Origin of the sequence: Rhizobium sp. BK377 (genome assembly GCF_014193935.1) — a bacterium.
Lineage (GTDB): Bacteria > Pseudomonadota > Alphaproteobacteria > Rhizobiales > Rhizobiaceae > Rhizobium.
In genome coordinates this window covers 47573-61466 of the sequence record NZ_JACIAC010000003.1, presented here as the reverse complement: position 1 = coordinate 61466, position 13894 = coordinate 47573, and the positions used below count along the sequence as shown (strand labels likewise).

The following is a 13894-nucleotide window of genomic DNA, read 5'->3' as shown; positions in this document are numbered from 1 at the left end:
AGGAATGCAATGGTTTCAGTGCTGGCTCCGGATCATCTCGGCCCTACGGTTTGTGTCGGCGAGATCCTCGTGGAGATCGTTGCCGCGACGGTCGGAGACGGGTTCCTTGAAGCCCAGCCGCTCGTCGGGCCGTTTGCGAGCGGCGCGCCGGCGATCTTCATCTCGCAATGCGGCCGGCTCGGCGGCGCGGCAGCCATGGTGGGCGCGGTCGGCGATGACGATTTCGGTCGCGTCAATATCGATCGCCTCAAGCGCGATGGCGTCGATGTGTCGACCATTGCCGTCGATCCTGACTATCCGACCGGAAGCGCCTTCGTCCGCTACCGCAAGGACGGCTCTCGCGACTTCGTCTACAATATCGCCAGGTCCGCGGCCGCCCGCTTCGGCTGGTCTCAGGGCGTCAGCGATCTCATCAACCGCACCGGACATCTCCATGTGATGGGGTCGGCTCTCTCGGTTCCAAGCGCGCGGGAGGTGATCGAAAGGGCGGTCGACATCGTCAAGGCACGCGGCGGCACGCTCTCGGTCGATCCGAACATCCGCAAGGAATTGCAACTCGATGTGGAGACCGAGCGCCGATTTTTGCGAACTGTCGCCGCCGCTGATCTTCTCCTGCCGTCAGGGGAGGAACTCGAGCGTGCTGCAGGCATTACGGGCGAAGCCGATGCGATCCGCCGCCTGTTCGAGATCGGCGTGAAGGAAATCGTTCTGAAGCGCGGAGCGGAGGGTGCGACCTATTTCGGCAGGAACGGGGAGCGTATTGATGCGCCTGCGTTCTTCGTCGAGGAGGTCGATCCGACCGGCGCCGGCGACTGCTTCGGCGGAGCCTACCTCACCTGCCGGCGGCTCGGAATGTCGCCGGACGAGGCTCTCACCTATGGTTCGGCTGCAGGTGCGCGCAATGTGACAGTCCGCGGTCCGATGGAAGGTGCCGGCACCCGCCAGGAGCTCGACGCGTTCATCGCTTCGACGGAAAGGCGCTCCTGATGCAGGTAGCACTCAACGAACTGGCTGCACTCAGGGTCCTGCGTCGCCCTGCCGGTATCACCTCCGTCTGCTCGGCCCATCCGATCGTGTTGCGGGCAGCACTGCGCCATGGGCGTGACCATTCAAGCACCGTCCTGATCGAAGCCACCTGCAACCAGGTCAACCATCGGGGCGGCTATACCGGGATGAGCCCCGCGAACTTTGCGGCTCTCGTGCTGCGCATCGCTCAGGAGGAGCGCTGCCCGGAAAATCTCATCGTGCTTGGGGGCGATCACCTCGGACCGAGCCCCTGGCGGGATCGTGCGGCCGAGGAGGCGATGGCGGAAGCCGAGAAGATGGTGGCAGCCTATGTCGCAGCCGGATTCCGCAAGATCCATCTGGACGCGTCGATGGGCTGCATGGGTGAACCCGCCGGATTGAACGACGAGACGACCGCTCATCGCGCTGCCCGCCTTGCTGCTGTCGCAGAGACCGCGGCAAGGCGGGCAGGGAGCGCCATGCCGGTCTATGTGATCGGCACGGAGGTTCCTCCTCCCGGTGGCGCGGATCACGCGCTGACCGCGATCGAGCCGACAGCGGCTTCGGCCGCCAGACGGACGATCGAAGTCCATCGTCGCGTCTTCGCCGAATCCGGCCTCATGGAGGCGTTTGCACGCGTCATCGGCCTGGTGGTGCAGCCGGGCGTCGAGTTCGGCAACCACAATGTCATCAGGTATGATCGCAGCAAGATCGACGCGCTGAAGCAGGTGCTCGATGACGAGCCGCAATTCGTGTTCGAAGCGCATTCCACCGATTATCAGGGCGCTAGTTCGCTGGCCGCGCTCGTCGAAGATGGTTTTTCGATCCTCAAGGTCGGACCGGAATTGACCTTCGTCCTGCGTGAGGCCCTCTACGGGCTGGATCTGATCGCGTCCGACCTGGTGCCAGGCTATGGCGAGCGTCCCCTCTATGCCACGATGGAGGCTTTGACGCTGGCGCATCCGGAGCACTGGAGCCGTCACTATCACGGCACGGAGGATGAGCAGCGCTGGCTTCGGCATTATTCGCTATCCGATCGCATTCGATACTATTGGGTCGCTGAGCAGGCCCAATCCGCGGTTGCGCGCCTTTGCGGCGCACTTGCCGGAAAATTCATACCGCTTCCGCTCTTCTGGCAGCACATGCCGGCAGCCGAACGGTTTTCTGATGCGCCGTTCGACCCGCAGGAGGTCTTGATCTGGCGGGTGACGAGAAGTCTTGCCGAATATCATGCAGCATGCGGCGGAGCGAGATGAGGCCGCCTAACCGAGGAGGAAAGAATGAACGAGTTGAATGGGAAGGTCGCTGCGATCACGGGCGCGGCTTCGGGTATCGGAATGGCGTCGACGGAGGCGATGATGGCGGCGGGCGCCACGGTCGTTCTCGTCGATCGTGATGAGAAGGCGTTAAAGGCAGCCTGCGAGCGTCTCGGGGAACGGGCGATACCTCTCGCTCTGGACCTGTTGGATTCTCAGGCATGCGCCAGCCTTCTTGACCGCGTGTTGTCGAAGGTAGGGCAGCTCGACATTCTTCATGCCAATGCCGGCACCTATATCGGCGGCGACCTTGCGGATGCCAATCTCGATGCCATCGACCGGATGCTGAACCTTAACGTCAATGTCGTCATCAAGAATGTCCGGAGCGTCATTCCGCACATGATCGAACGTGGTACAGGCGACATCATCGTCACGAGCTCGGTGGCCGGCCATTCGCCCGTTCCATGGGAGCCCGTCTATTCGCCGTCGAAATGGGCGATGCACTGCTTCGTCCAGACGATGCGCCGCCAACTTCTGAAAAACGGAATTCGTGTCGGCTCGGTTTCGCCGGGTCCAGTCATCAGTGCGCTACTGGCCGACTGGCCCGAGGAGAATCTCCGCAAGGCGAAAGAGGCCGGTGCCCTGATCGAACCCAAAGAGGTGGCAGACGCGATCATGTTCATGCTGACGCGGCCCCGTAACGTGACGATCCGCGACATCGTCGTTCTCCCAAGCGCATTCGACATCTGAGGAGCCGAACCGTGAGTTATCAGGAAAAATTCCGTCTCGATGGTGAACGGGCAGTCGTCACCGGCGGCGGACGCGCCATCGGACTTTGCTGCGCCCACGCGCTCGCCGAAGCGGGTGCCGCTGTCGTCGTGATCGAGCGTAATGAATCCGACGCAGAGCAGGCCCTGGCTCTCAAAGACCTGGGATACGACGTCGAACTGCGCCTCGGTGACGTGACTGATTCGGCCCGCATGGAGGCGATCGCCAACGAACTCGCCGAAAGCGGCCGTCCGGCGACGGTTTTGGTAAACAACGCCGGGATCGGCCAGAACGGGATTGCCGCAGAAGACGTCACGGATGCCGATTGGCTGCGGATGATGAATGTCAACGTCAACGGCGTCTTCTGGTGCTCGCGCTCGTTCGGCCGCCATATGGTGGCGATGAAACGCGGGGCGATCGTCAATCTAGGTTCGATGTCCGGCATCATCTGCAATCGGCCGCAGCCGCAGACAGCCTATAACGTCTCCAAGGCTGCCGTTCATCACCTCACCCGTTCCATGGCCGCCGAATGGGCACAGCACGGTGTCAGAATCAACGCGGTCGCTCCGACTTATATCGAAACGCCGATGGTCGCGGCAGTCGAAGCCAATCGCGAGCGGATACCGATCTGGCTCAACGATACGCCGATGGGTCGGATGGGCACGCCGGAGGAGGTCGCAAGCGCGGTTCTCTTCCTCGCATCCGGTGCGGCAAGCCTGATGACGGGAGCAATCGTCAACGTCGATGCAGGATTTACCTGCTGGTAGGCCGGTCCGGGTGAAAGTTTCGAGGCGCCTGCGATCCTGCTGGCGCCTCCCTTCTTTGCGCTGGCCTGCCGCACGATCGCCCGTCAGCTTTTGGCCGGATCATCCTTCACGGCATCGGCAAACTTCCGCATCAGGCGGACCAGATTGTCCAGATCATCCGGATCCCATGTCTTGAATATCTCGATTCCTATCCTCTCACGCGCCGCATCGACGCGATCCGTCATCGCTTTTCCCTTCACGGTAACGGTCGCTTCGCTCACGCGACGGTCCAACGCGCTTGGCTGTCGTTTGACGAGGCCTAGGCTCTCAAGCTTGGCGACCTGACGGCTGACCGTCGTGTAGTCCCGGCCGGTCCGGTCGGCCAATTCGACCACGCCAATCGGTCCCAGTCTTTCGATTCCGACGAGCAGAGGAAAGAGGGCCCGGTCGAGCGAAATTCCTGCCTCCTTGACCATTGCCTCATCCCGTTGCGGCCGATTCATGACGCTGACGATCTCAAGCAGCGATCCATGAAGTTCATGTATGCGTTTTGAGATATGTGTATTTTGCACATTTTTTGTTGACGGCATTTCTGATCTCCTGTTATGTGCATAATACACGTAAATAGGGAGCGACAGCAATGACAGAAGATGACGCAATCGATGTATTGATTTGTGGAGCCGGCGCAGCCGGCCTGACACTGGCGATCGACCTCGCCCGGCGGGGTGTATCCTTCCGGCTGATTGAGAAGATGGACGATCCGTTCCGAGGCTCGCGCGGCAAGGGGATACAGCCGCGAACGATGGAAGTGTTCGAGGACCTTGGCATCGTAGATAGGGTTGCCGCATCCGGTGGTTTCTATCCGCATCAGCGCGAATATCGCGGCGACGGTAGCACGAAAGATGTCGCGCTTGTCGAGGCCGGCGAGCAGCTCCCGTCGGAACCTTACGGTATGCCTTTGCTCGTGCCTCAATTCCTGACGGAACGAGCAATGCGGGAGCGCCTTGCCGAACTCGGACATGCTCCCGAGTTCGGCTGCGCTTTGATCGCCTTCGAACAGGATGGCCAAGGTGTAACCGCAAAGATTGCCAATGGCGGTAAAGAGCAGACTATCCGCACACGTTATCTCGTCGGCACCGACGGCGGCCGAAGCTTCGTACGCCAGGCCCTCGCCGTGGGCTTCCCCGGAAAGACGCTCGGTGTTCGCGCCATTGTTGCCGATGTCACGCTGACGGGGCTCAGCTGCGATGTCTGGCATCGCTTCAACGAAGGGTCGATGGAGACGCAGATATCCTTTTGCCCCTTGGCCGAAACAGGGCTTTTCCAGCTGCAGGGACCAATACCTCTGGAAGGCGACATAGATTTGTCGGCCGTGGGACTTACGGCGCTGAGTGCCGAGCGCACAGGCCGGGCGGATATCCTTATCCAGTCTGTTTCCTGGGCATCGGCATTCAACATGAATGCCCGGCTTGCCGACAGCTATCGCGTCGGTCGCGTCTTTCTCGCCGGTGACGCCGCCCACACCCATCCGCCGACGGGCGGCCAGGGTCTGAACACCAGCGTTCAGGACGCCTACAATCTCGGTTGGAAACTCGCAGCCGTCCTAGCAGGCGCCCCGGAGACGCTTCTCGATAGCTACGAGGAAGAGCGCCGCCCGATCGCGGCAGACATGCTGGGACTTGCTTCCAGACTGCTCGAAGACATGAAGCGCGGCGACATTCGGCGTGGCCGTGAGGTGAGGCAGCTGGACATCGGCTATCTCGGTTCGAGCCTTTCGCTCGAAGGACCTCCGCGTCAGGCTCTCGTCCTCGCCGGCAACCGCGCTCCCGACGCGCCGTTGAAGGGCGCCGCAGGGCAACCCGCGCGGCTGTTTGACCTCTTTAAGGGTCCCCATTGGACGCTGCTGGAATTCCAAGTGAAGACGGATGCCATCCAGCCACGCAAGGGACTGCATATTCACGGCGTCGGGCAAGGTGGCGACTTTGTGGACAGCGAGAACCGATTCCGCGACACCTACGAAGTTGCGCCGGGCGACCGGGTTCTTATTCGTCCGGATGGCTATGTCGGTGCAATCGTCTCGCAGGGCGAAGTGGCGGCATTGGAAGCCTATCTCCATGATGTCGGGTTGCGAGCAGGGGCGGCAACCGCCCGATGAATGCTTTCGCGGCACCTCACATAGGTCTCATGATGGCCGATGGTCTATGACACGGTGGTGCGATGTTCGAAACGGATGACACGGAAGTTCTTTTCCAACGATGCAGCGATTTGATCCGTGCCCGGAGCGCCCCGCACGGATTTCCACCTGATCTCGTAGATCAGCTCGCGATGCCCGTCATTGCTATCAGTGAGCCCGGTAAACGTTGCCTCGGAGAGTTCGATAGCCGTTGTCGTCAGATCTGGAATGCCGGCGTCAACCGGCAGTTTGATCGCGACCATGCCCTTCTGTTGACCTGATATCCATCGATCCACCTGCTTCAGCGGGGAAAGGATCAGAACGGCAAGAATGGTCACGATAGCCGCGACTACCATTTGTCCACCGCCGAAGCACAGGCCGATTGCCGTGATCAGCCACAGCGTAGCCGCGGTGGTTACGCCGGTTGTGATGTCGCCCCTTTTCAGGATCGCCCCGCCGCCGATAAAGCCTACGCCGGTGAGTACACCGAGCGGGAAGCGCAATATGTCCATCGATCCATTCGCGCTCTGGCTCGTTGCCAGGAGGATATTCGCCTGGATCATCGAGAGACACGCCGCTAATCCGACGAGGATGGTCGTGCGCAGCCCCGCGACATGTCCCCCTCGCTCTCTGTCGAGGCCGATGAATGCGCCGGCGATGATCGTTGCCGCCAGACGGATTGCGATGTCCGCCCAGCTCGGCGTGATCGGCATCAGGTCGATCAAATCCATTCCATGCTCCCTTGTCCCCGATCAGGGTCTCTCCCCCTAGGATGAAGACCTTCGGGCTCTACCGGGATGGCTTCCGTAAGCCGGATTCCTGCCAATCGGTTAGTGCGGGAAGCTAGAGCGAAACCGGCAAGCCGGCCAGTGGGGTTGTAAACCGGTCACGAATTCGGCAGGGGCAGGTTTGGGCTCACCCCGTGGAGACCTGATGGCGCAGGCTTGCGGCCGAATGGCGGATGACCTCCGAAATCTGAAGCAGTTGCTTGGCGAGAGGCGTAGAATTGCGCCAGATGATCCCGATTGTTCGCAAGGGCTTTGGCGTGCGGAAGCGGGAGATGGAGACATCCGCAGAGCGCGTCTCAACCGGCACCGCCATTTCGGGGATCAGGGTTATGCCAATACCGGCACTGACCATCTGAACCAGTGTCGAAAGAGAACTGCCCTCCATGATTTCCCGGGGACGGGTCGATTCTATGCCGCAGAATGACAAAGCCTGATCGCGAAAACAGTGCCCTTCCTCGAGCAGAAGCAGACGCATTTCGCGCAGGGCCTCGGGTTCCGGCACCGGCTTGTCTCCGTCTTCTCGTCGCCGGACCAGCACGAACTCCTCTTCAAACAATTTGAGTTCGGTGAGCGATGGTTTCGATACCGGCAATGCGACCACCGCCAGATCCAGCTCGCCTTGTGCCACTTCGTGTACCAGCCTGGCAGTCAGCGTTTCGCGCACCTGAATTTCAATGTTGTCGAAGGTCCTATTCAGATCGCTGATGATCGCCGGCAGCAAATAGGGCGCGATAGTCGGGATGATTCCGATTCTGAGCCGCGTCAGCAGCTTGTCCTGCGAAACACGGGCAAGATCCGCAAGCTCGTCCACGGCGCGAAGAATGTCGCGGACGCGCAGCGCAAACAGCTGCCCGAAGGCGGAGAGTTTCACTTCTTTGGCGCCTCTTTCGAAGAGATCGCCACCCAATTGTTCCTCGAGCTCCTTGATTTGCATGGACAAGGCGGGCTGCGAGATCGCGCAGGCATCTGCGGCGTGCCGGAAACGGCCATGGCGTGCCAGGGCTTCAAAATAGCGTAGCTGTTTGAGCGTAAGATTGGTCATAATCTCAGCTTATCGCAGCTATCAGCAAATCCAACTTAAATTTATGAAGGGCTTCCGATAAGAAGGAGTTAAGGGAGGGCGCGCAGCGATCCTGCTGCTGGCTCCTGAGGGAGTGGGAGGCAATCGGGCAGGCAGCCAAGCCGAATGATTAAACGCACGGGCCGCCGTAAGGCGGCAGTCACAGCAAGCAACAGGAGAAAATCATGGACCAGAAACCTGACAGCGCGGGCAAATGTCCCGTTGATCATTCGGCGGCGCGCGGCAAACGGAATCGCGACTGGTGGCCGAACCATCTCGATCTTCAGATCCTTCATCATCACTCCGGTCTTGCCGACCCGATGGGTAAGGATTTCGACTATGCCGAGGCGTTCAAGAAGCTCGACCTCGACGCGGTGAAGAAGGATCTTCATGCGCTGATGACGGATTCGCAGGACTGGTGGCCGGCAGACTTCGGCCATTACGGCGGCCTGTTCATCCGCATGGCATGGCACAGCGCCGGAACCTATCGCATCACTGACGGCCGCGGCGGCGCCGGTCAGGGCCAGCAGCGTTTTGCACCCCTCAACAGCTGGCCTGACAACGTCAACCTCGACAAGGCGCGCCGCCTGCTTTGGCCAATCAAGCAGAAATACGGCAACAGCATCTCCTGGGCCGACCTGCTGATCCTCACCGGCAACGTGGCGCTCGAATCCATGGGCTTCAAGACCTTCGGTTTTGCCGGCGGTCGTGCCGACGTTTGGGAGCCGGAAGAGCTCTACTGGGGTCCGGAAGGCACTTGGCTCGGCGACGAGCGTTATAGCGGCGAACGCCAGCTGGCAGAGCCGCTCGGCGCCGTGCAGATGGGTCTCATCTATGTCAACCCAGAAGGCCCGAACGGTACTCCCGACCCGCTCGCATCGGCTCGCGACATCCGCGAGACCTTCGCCCGCATGGCGATGAACGACGAGGAGACCGTGGCGCTGATCGCCGGCGGCCATACTTTCGGCAAGACCCATGGCGCCGGCGATCCGTCGTTTGTCGGCGTCGATCCAGAGGGTGGTGAACTCGAGGCGCAGGGCCTCGGCTGGGCAAGCAAGTTCAACAGCGGCGTCGGTCGCGATGCCATTGGCAGTGGCCTGGAAGTCACGTGGACCCAGACGCCGACCCGGTGGAGCAATTACTTCTTCGAAAATCTGTTTGCTTTCGAGTGGGAGCTGACCACGAGCCCGGGCGGTGCCAAGCAATGGGTGGCCAAGAACGCCGAGGCTTCGATTCCGGATGCCTACGACCCTTCGAAAAAGCAACTGCCGACCATGCTGACGAGCGACCTGGCGCTGCGTTTCGATCCGATCTACGAGAAGATCTCGCGTCGCTTCTTGGAAAATCCGGACCAGTTTGCCGACGCGTTCGCCCGCGCCTGGTTCAAGCTGACCCACCGCGACATGGGTCCGAAGGTCCGCTACCTCGGCAAGGAAGTCCCGGCGGAAGATCTGATCTGGCAGGATGTCATCCCGGCAGTCGATCATCCGCTCGTCGACGACCAGGACATCGCCGCTCTCAAGGCCAAGATCGCTGCCTCGGGCCTGTCGGTGCAGGAACTGGTTTCGACCGCCTGGGCTTCCGCTTCGAGCTTCCGCGGCTCCGACAAGCGCGGCGGCGCCAATGGCGCACGCATCCGCCTTGCGCCGCAGAAGGACTGGGAAGTCAACGAGCCGGCACAGCTCGCCAAGGTTCTGGGTGTCCTGGAAGGCATCCAGAAGGACTTCAACGCTGCCCAGAGCGGTGGCAAGAAGATCTCGCTCGCCGACCTGATCGTGCTTGCCGGTGCAGCCGGCGTCGAAAAGGCGGCGAAGGCCGGCGGCCACGATATCGTCGTTCCGTTCGCGCCGGGCCGCATGGACGCTTCGCAGGAGCAGACCGATGCCGCTTCCTTCGCAGCGCTCGAGCCGCGCATTGACGGCTTCCGCAACTATGTGAACAGCAAGCGCCTGCAGTTCATGAAGCCCGAGGAAGCGCTTGTCGATCGCGCGCAACTCCTGACGCTGACCGCACCTGAGATGACGGTTCTTGTCGGCGGCCTGCGTGTGCTGACGGTCGGCAAGCCGGAGCATGGCGTCTTTACCGCGCATCCGGAAGCGTTGACGAACGACTTCTTCGTCAACCTGCTCGACATGGGAAGCGTATGGGCGCCTGTTGCCGGCAAAGACGGCGTTTACGAAGGACGCGACCGCAAGACGAATGAACTGAAGTGGACCGGCACCCGCGTCGACCTGATCTTCGGCTCGCACTCGCAGCTTCGGGCTATCGCCGAAGTCTACGGCCAGTCGGATGCCAAGGCGAAATTCGTGAAGGATTTCGTTGCGGCATGGAACAAGGTCATGAATGCCGATCGCTTCGATCTTGTCTGATTGAAAGCTCTGTCTGGACGCTGCGGCATTCCCCGCGGCGTCCAGATGTCGGTGCGATTTGGCATCGATGGAATGACGCTGAGCAAAGACCCTGGGAAAAGTGTACGGGATGTCAGCCCGCGTGGTCGGAAAGGTCACGTGAAGCCGGGCAAATCGCACGGACCTAACTGATCAGCCAACCGCTACCGATCGCGGCGTGCGTCACGTGGCTGATATCAGCAAGCAGGCGATGCGCAGGTCAGTTGCTGACTACGCCATGCGGCGCATGTTCGGCAATCTCGCGGGCGGCGCCATAATCGCGCTCATGAGACGAGCGGAAGCGGTGCTCGGTGTGACCGGTCAGATCGCGGTAGTAGCGGTCGGTCATGCCGTCGGCATAAGTGCCGGTATCGGCGCCGAAGTCTTCAGTCGACGGCTTGATCGAGAAAAATTTGAACATTTTCAGGCTCCTCCACGGCGTGCTATCAACACCCGGACGTGTCGTTCGGTTCCTTCTCCCAGATGATTATAATGAAAAAATTAACCATGTTTAAACAAACGGCATGTGTTTGAGCGCATGCCGCCTGATTGCTTAAGATTTTCATGCCTGATGCAAAAGCAGCGCCAGCAATTGCTGCAGCGAAACCCCGCCTAGTGGCGGACCTTCCTGTGACATGACAGCGGCAGACGAGACGTTGGCGCGCGACATTTCACGTAGTGCTCCTTCGATATCCATATCTTCGGAAAGCTGCAGCTGGCTCTCGACCGAAATCTGTTTCGCGACGGCACCGATCTTGATGACCCTGCCGCGATTGACCTCTTTAACGAATGCCGCGATGTAATCATTGGCGGGATTGAGGACGATCTCAGCCGCCGAACCCTGCTGGATGACCTCGCCGTCGCGCAGGATGGCGATTTTCTCTCCGAGCCGGAGAGCTTCATCGAGATCGTGGGTGATGAAGACGACCGTTTTCTTCAGGTCCTTCTGCAGATCGAGGAGGACGGTCTGCATGTCCACGCGGATCAGCGGATCGAGCGCCGAATAGGCCTCGTCCATCAGCAGGATTTCGGCATCATTGGTGAGTGCCCGCGCTAAGCCGACACGCTGCTGCATGCCGCCGGAGAGTTGGTTCGGATAGTGTCCGCCGAAGCCTTCCAGGCCGACGCGCCTGATCCAGGCATTGGCCCGTTCCTCACGTTCCGCCTTGGGGACGCCCTGGATTTCCAGACCATAGACGGTGTTCTGCAGCACGTTGCGATGCGGCAACAGGCCGAAACGCTGGAAGACCATGGCAGTCCTCCGGCGGCGGAATTCGCGAAGCTGCAAGGCATCCATGCGACAGACATCTTCGCCACCGCAGAGAACTTCGCCCGAAGTCGGGTCGATCAGCCGGTTGATGTGGCGGATCAGCGTCGATTTGCCGGAGCCGGAAAGACCCATGATGACGGTGATCTTGCCGCCGGGAATGGTGATGTTGATGTCTTTCAGCCCCAGCACATGACCATGCGCTTTGTTGAGCTCGGTCTTCGACATGCCCTTGCGGACGGCTTCCACATAGTCGCCGCCGCGCGGGCCGAAAATCTTGAAGAGGTTTCGGATCTCGATCGAATTGCTAGCCATGCACGATCTCCCGGTGCTTCTGGAGTCGCAGGCCGTAGGCCTGGCTGATCCGGTCGAAGATGATGGCAATGCCGACGATTGCGAGGCCGTTGAAGACGCCAAGGGCGAAATACTGGTTGGAAATGGCTTTGAGAACCGGCTGACCGAGACCCTGCACGCCGATCATGGAGGCAATGACCACCATGGCGAGCGCCATCATGATCGTCTGATTGATGCCGGCCATGATGGTCGGCAGCGCCAGTGGCAGTTGGACGTTGCGAAGCTTCTGCCAACTTGAGGAACCGAATGCGTCGGCTGCCTCCAGCACGTTCTCGTCCACCATGCGGATGCCGAGATTGGTGAGGCGGATCATCGGCGGCAGGGCGTAGATGACGACGGCGATGACACCAGGCACGCGACCGATGCCGAGAAGCATGACGACGGGGATCAGGTAGACGAAGCTCGGCATGGTCTGCATGACGTCGAGGATCGGATTGACGATCTTCTGCATCGCATTCGAGCGCGCCATCAGGATGCCGAGCGGCAGGCCGATCACGATCGAAAGCACGGTACAGACGAAGATCATCGACACGGTCTTCATCGTATCCTGCCACATGTCGAAATAGCCGATGACAACCAGCGTCAGAACGCAGCCGATGACGACTTTCCAGCTGCGGCTGGCAAACCAGGCAATGGCGGCAAAAACAATCAGAATGATTGGCCAGGGCGTGCCGGTCAGCAGCCGTTCGGCCCAGATAAGAAAACTCTGCAGTGGGCTGAAGGCCGCTTCGATGCTGTCGCCATAAGCGCGTGTGAAGGCGCGAAATCCTTCATCGACGCTCTTCTTCAGCTCACGCAGCACGTCGTCGTTCATTGTCGGAAATTTCCAGAGCCAATCCATACCGGTTCCCCAAAATAGATAGTGGCGGCGGCCGATTGTTATTTTGGCCGTCGCGCCGAAGGATTGTCTGGGCAGCCCCGAGGCTGCCCATATCTGAGTGATTAGAGCGAAGCCTTGATCTTCTCGACGGCTTCCGGCGAGACCCAGTCCTTCCAGAGGGGCTCATTGTTCTTGAGGAAGTATTTGGCGCCGTCTTCGCCGGTTGCCTGGTTATCGGTCATCCAGGCGATCAGCTTGTTGACGGTGTCGTTGGTCCATGCCCGCTTCTTCAGGTAGTCGACGGCAGGGCCGCCGCGATCGGCAAAACTCTTGCTGATCAGCGTCTGTACATCGTCTGCGGGCCAGGCATTCGGCTTGGGATCGGCGCAATCGGCAACGGAAGTGCAACGCTTCCATTCGGCGGCATCATATTCCGTCCCGTAGCCGAGTTTGACCATCTCATATTTGCCAAGCAGTGAAGTCGGTGCCCAATAATAGCCAACCCAGGGCTGCTTGCCTTCATAGGCCTTGGCGATCGAGCCATCGAGGCCTGCGGCGGACCCGGTATCAATGAGCGTAAAGCCTGCTTTCTCGCCGTTATAGGCCTTGAAGAGCTGCGCGGTGACGACTGTGCCGCCCCAGCCCTGAGGGCCGTTGAAGACGGCGCCCTTGCTCTTGTCTTCTGGTGCCGGGAAGAGTTCGGGATGCTTGAGAAGGTCGGGGATTGTCTTAATGTCGGGGTGGGCGTCGGCGATGTATTTGGGGATCCACCAGCCCTGGATTGCGCCATCGGAGAGGATCTTGGCGCCTTCGACGACCTTGCCGCCTTCAAGGCCCCGTTTCACCAGTTCCGGCTGAAGGCTGACCCAGGCTTCCGGGGCGATATCGGGTTCGCCTTTTTCTGCCATGGAGGTCAGGGTGGGCACGGTATCGCCAGTGACGATTTCGGCCGTGCAGCCGTACCCTTCCTCAAGAATGATCTTGTCGAGGCTTGCGGCCACTTCGGCGGACTGCCAGTTCATGCTCGCGATCGTGACATTGCCGCAATCGGCTGCAAAAGCGCTGCCGCCCGCGAGCATCGTGCCGGCTGCCAAGATGGTGGATGCCAAAAGTACTTTCATTTTTTTGTTCCCTCTGGTCGCGGTGCATCCTTAACCCGGGCGCCGGCGGCACCGCGCGCGCCGACCCTTGCATTGAGCCTGCTTTAGGACCGCAACGGCCATTCTGGTTGCGCCAGAAAATGGCGTATTAGAGCCTTCTTTCAAGGCTG

General features: G+C 60.4%; 13 protein-coding genes. 6 read left to right on the top strand and 7 right to left on the bottom strand.

The window, feature by feature from the left end:
* Positions 1 to 9 precede the first annotated feature (9 nt).
* The 4 genes from FHT92_RS14910 to FHT92_RS14895 are packed head-to-tail and all read left to right on the top strand — an operon-like array spanning position 10 to position 3796.
* Positions 10 to 987 (top strand): sugar kinase, encoded by a 978-nt coding sequence (locus FHT92_RS14910; RefSeq protein WP_183826452.1) that lies wholly within the window; start codon positions 10 to 12, stop codon positions 985 to 987.
* A complete protein-coding gene (locus tag FHT92_RS14905) occupies positions 987 to 2261 on the top strand; it encodes a class II D-tagatose-bisphosphate aldolase, non-catalytic subunit (RefSeq protein ID WP_183826449.1) in 1275 nt (424 codons plus the stop codon). The genes FHT92_RS14910 and FHT92_RS14905 overlap by 1 nt, the downstream gene beginning before the upstream one ends.
* Before the next feature lie 24 nt (positions 2262 to 2285).
* Positions 2286 to 3011 (top strand): SDR family oxidoreductase, encoded by a 726-nt coding sequence (locus tag FHT92_RS14900; protein WP_183826446.1) that lies wholly within the window; start codon positions 2286 to 2288, stop codon positions 3009 to 3011.
* 11 nt (positions 3012 to 3022) lie between these two features.
* On the top strand, positions 3023 to 3796 hold the full coding sequence (locus FHT92_RS14895) for an SDR family NAD(P)-dependent oxidoreductase (RefSeq protein WP_183826444.1): 774 nt from the start codon (positions 3023 to 3025) through the stop codon (positions 3794 to 3796).
* An 83-nt stretch (positions 3797 to 3879) separates the two neighbouring features.
* On the opposite strand, the gene FHT92_RS14890 is transcribed toward FHT92_RS14895, so the two are convergent.
* Positions 3880 to 4365 carry a MarR family winged helix-turn-helix transcriptional regulator gene (locus FHT92_RS14890; protein ID WP_183826441.1) on the bottom strand — a complete coding sequence of 162 codons (486 nt, stop codon included), beginning with the start codon at positions 4363 to 4365 and terminating at the stop codon, positions 3880 to 3882.
* 50 nt (positions 4366 to 4415) lie between these two features.
* On the opposite strand from FHT92_RS14890, the gene FHT92_RS14885 reads away from it, so the two are divergent.
* Positions 4416 to 5930 carry an FAD-dependent oxidoreductase gene (locus tag FHT92_RS14885; RefSeq protein ID WP_183826438.1) on the top strand — a complete coding sequence of 505 codons (1515 nt, stop codon included), beginning with the start codon at positions 4416 to 4418 and terminating at the stop codon, positions 5928 to 5930.
* 44 nt (positions 5931 to 5974) lie between these two features.
* On the opposite strand, the gene FHT92_RS14880 is transcribed toward FHT92_RS14885, so the two are convergent.
* On the bottom strand, positions 5975 to 6679 hold the full coding sequence (locus tag FHT92_RS14880) for an MgtC/SapB family protein (RefSeq protein ID WP_183826435.1): 705 nt from the start codon (positions 6677 to 6679) through the stop codon (positions 5975 to 5977).
* A gap of 184 nt (positions 6680 to 6863) precedes the next feature.
* A complete protein-coding gene (locus FHT92_RS14875; RefSeq protein ID WP_183826432.1) occupies positions 6864 to 7778 on the bottom strand; it encodes a hydrogen peroxide-inducible genes activator in 915 nt (304 codons plus the stop codon).
* Positions 7779 to 7981: 203 nt separating this feature from the next.
* On the opposite strand from FHT92_RS14875, the gene katG reads away from it, so the two are divergent.
* On the top strand, positions 7982 to 10165 hold the full coding sequence (katG, locus tag FHT92_RS14870) for a catalase/peroxidase HPI (protein ID WP_183826429.1): 2184 nt from the start codon (positions 7982 to 7984) through the stop codon (positions 10163 to 10165).
* A 238-nt stretch (positions 10166 to 10403) separates the two neighbouring features.
* Here katG and FHT92_RS14865 read toward each other — a convergent pair whose 3' ends face one another.
* From FHT92_RS14865 to FHT92_RS14850, 4 genes are all read right to left on the bottom strand, one after another.
* A complete protein-coding gene (locus FHT92_RS14865) occupies positions 10404 to 10604 on the bottom strand; it encodes a hypothetical protein (RefSeq protein WP_183826426.1) in 201 nt (66 codons plus the stop codon).
* 141 nt (positions 10605 to 10745) lie between these two features.
* Complete coding sequence (locus FHT92_RS14860) at positions 10746 to 11765, bottom strand: glycine betaine/L-proline ABC transporter ATP-binding protein (RefSeq protein WP_183742851.1); 1020 nt, start codon at positions 11763 to 11765, stop codon at positions 10746 to 10748.
* Positions 11758 to 12645 carry an ABC transporter permease gene (locus FHT92_RS14855; protein WP_183826423.1) on the bottom strand — a complete coding sequence of 296 codons (888 nt, stop codon included), beginning with the start codon at positions 12643 to 12645 and terminating at the stop codon, positions 11758 to 11760. The genes FHT92_RS14860 and FHT92_RS14855 overlap by 8 nt, the downstream gene beginning before the upstream one ends.
* Positions 12646 to 12746: 101 nt before the next feature.
* A complete protein-coding gene (locus FHT92_RS14850; RefSeq protein WP_183826420.1) occupies positions 12747 to 13745 on the bottom strand; it encodes an ABC transporter substrate-binding protein in 999 nt (332 codons plus the stop codon).
* Positions 13746 to 13894 lie beyond the last annotated feature (149 nt).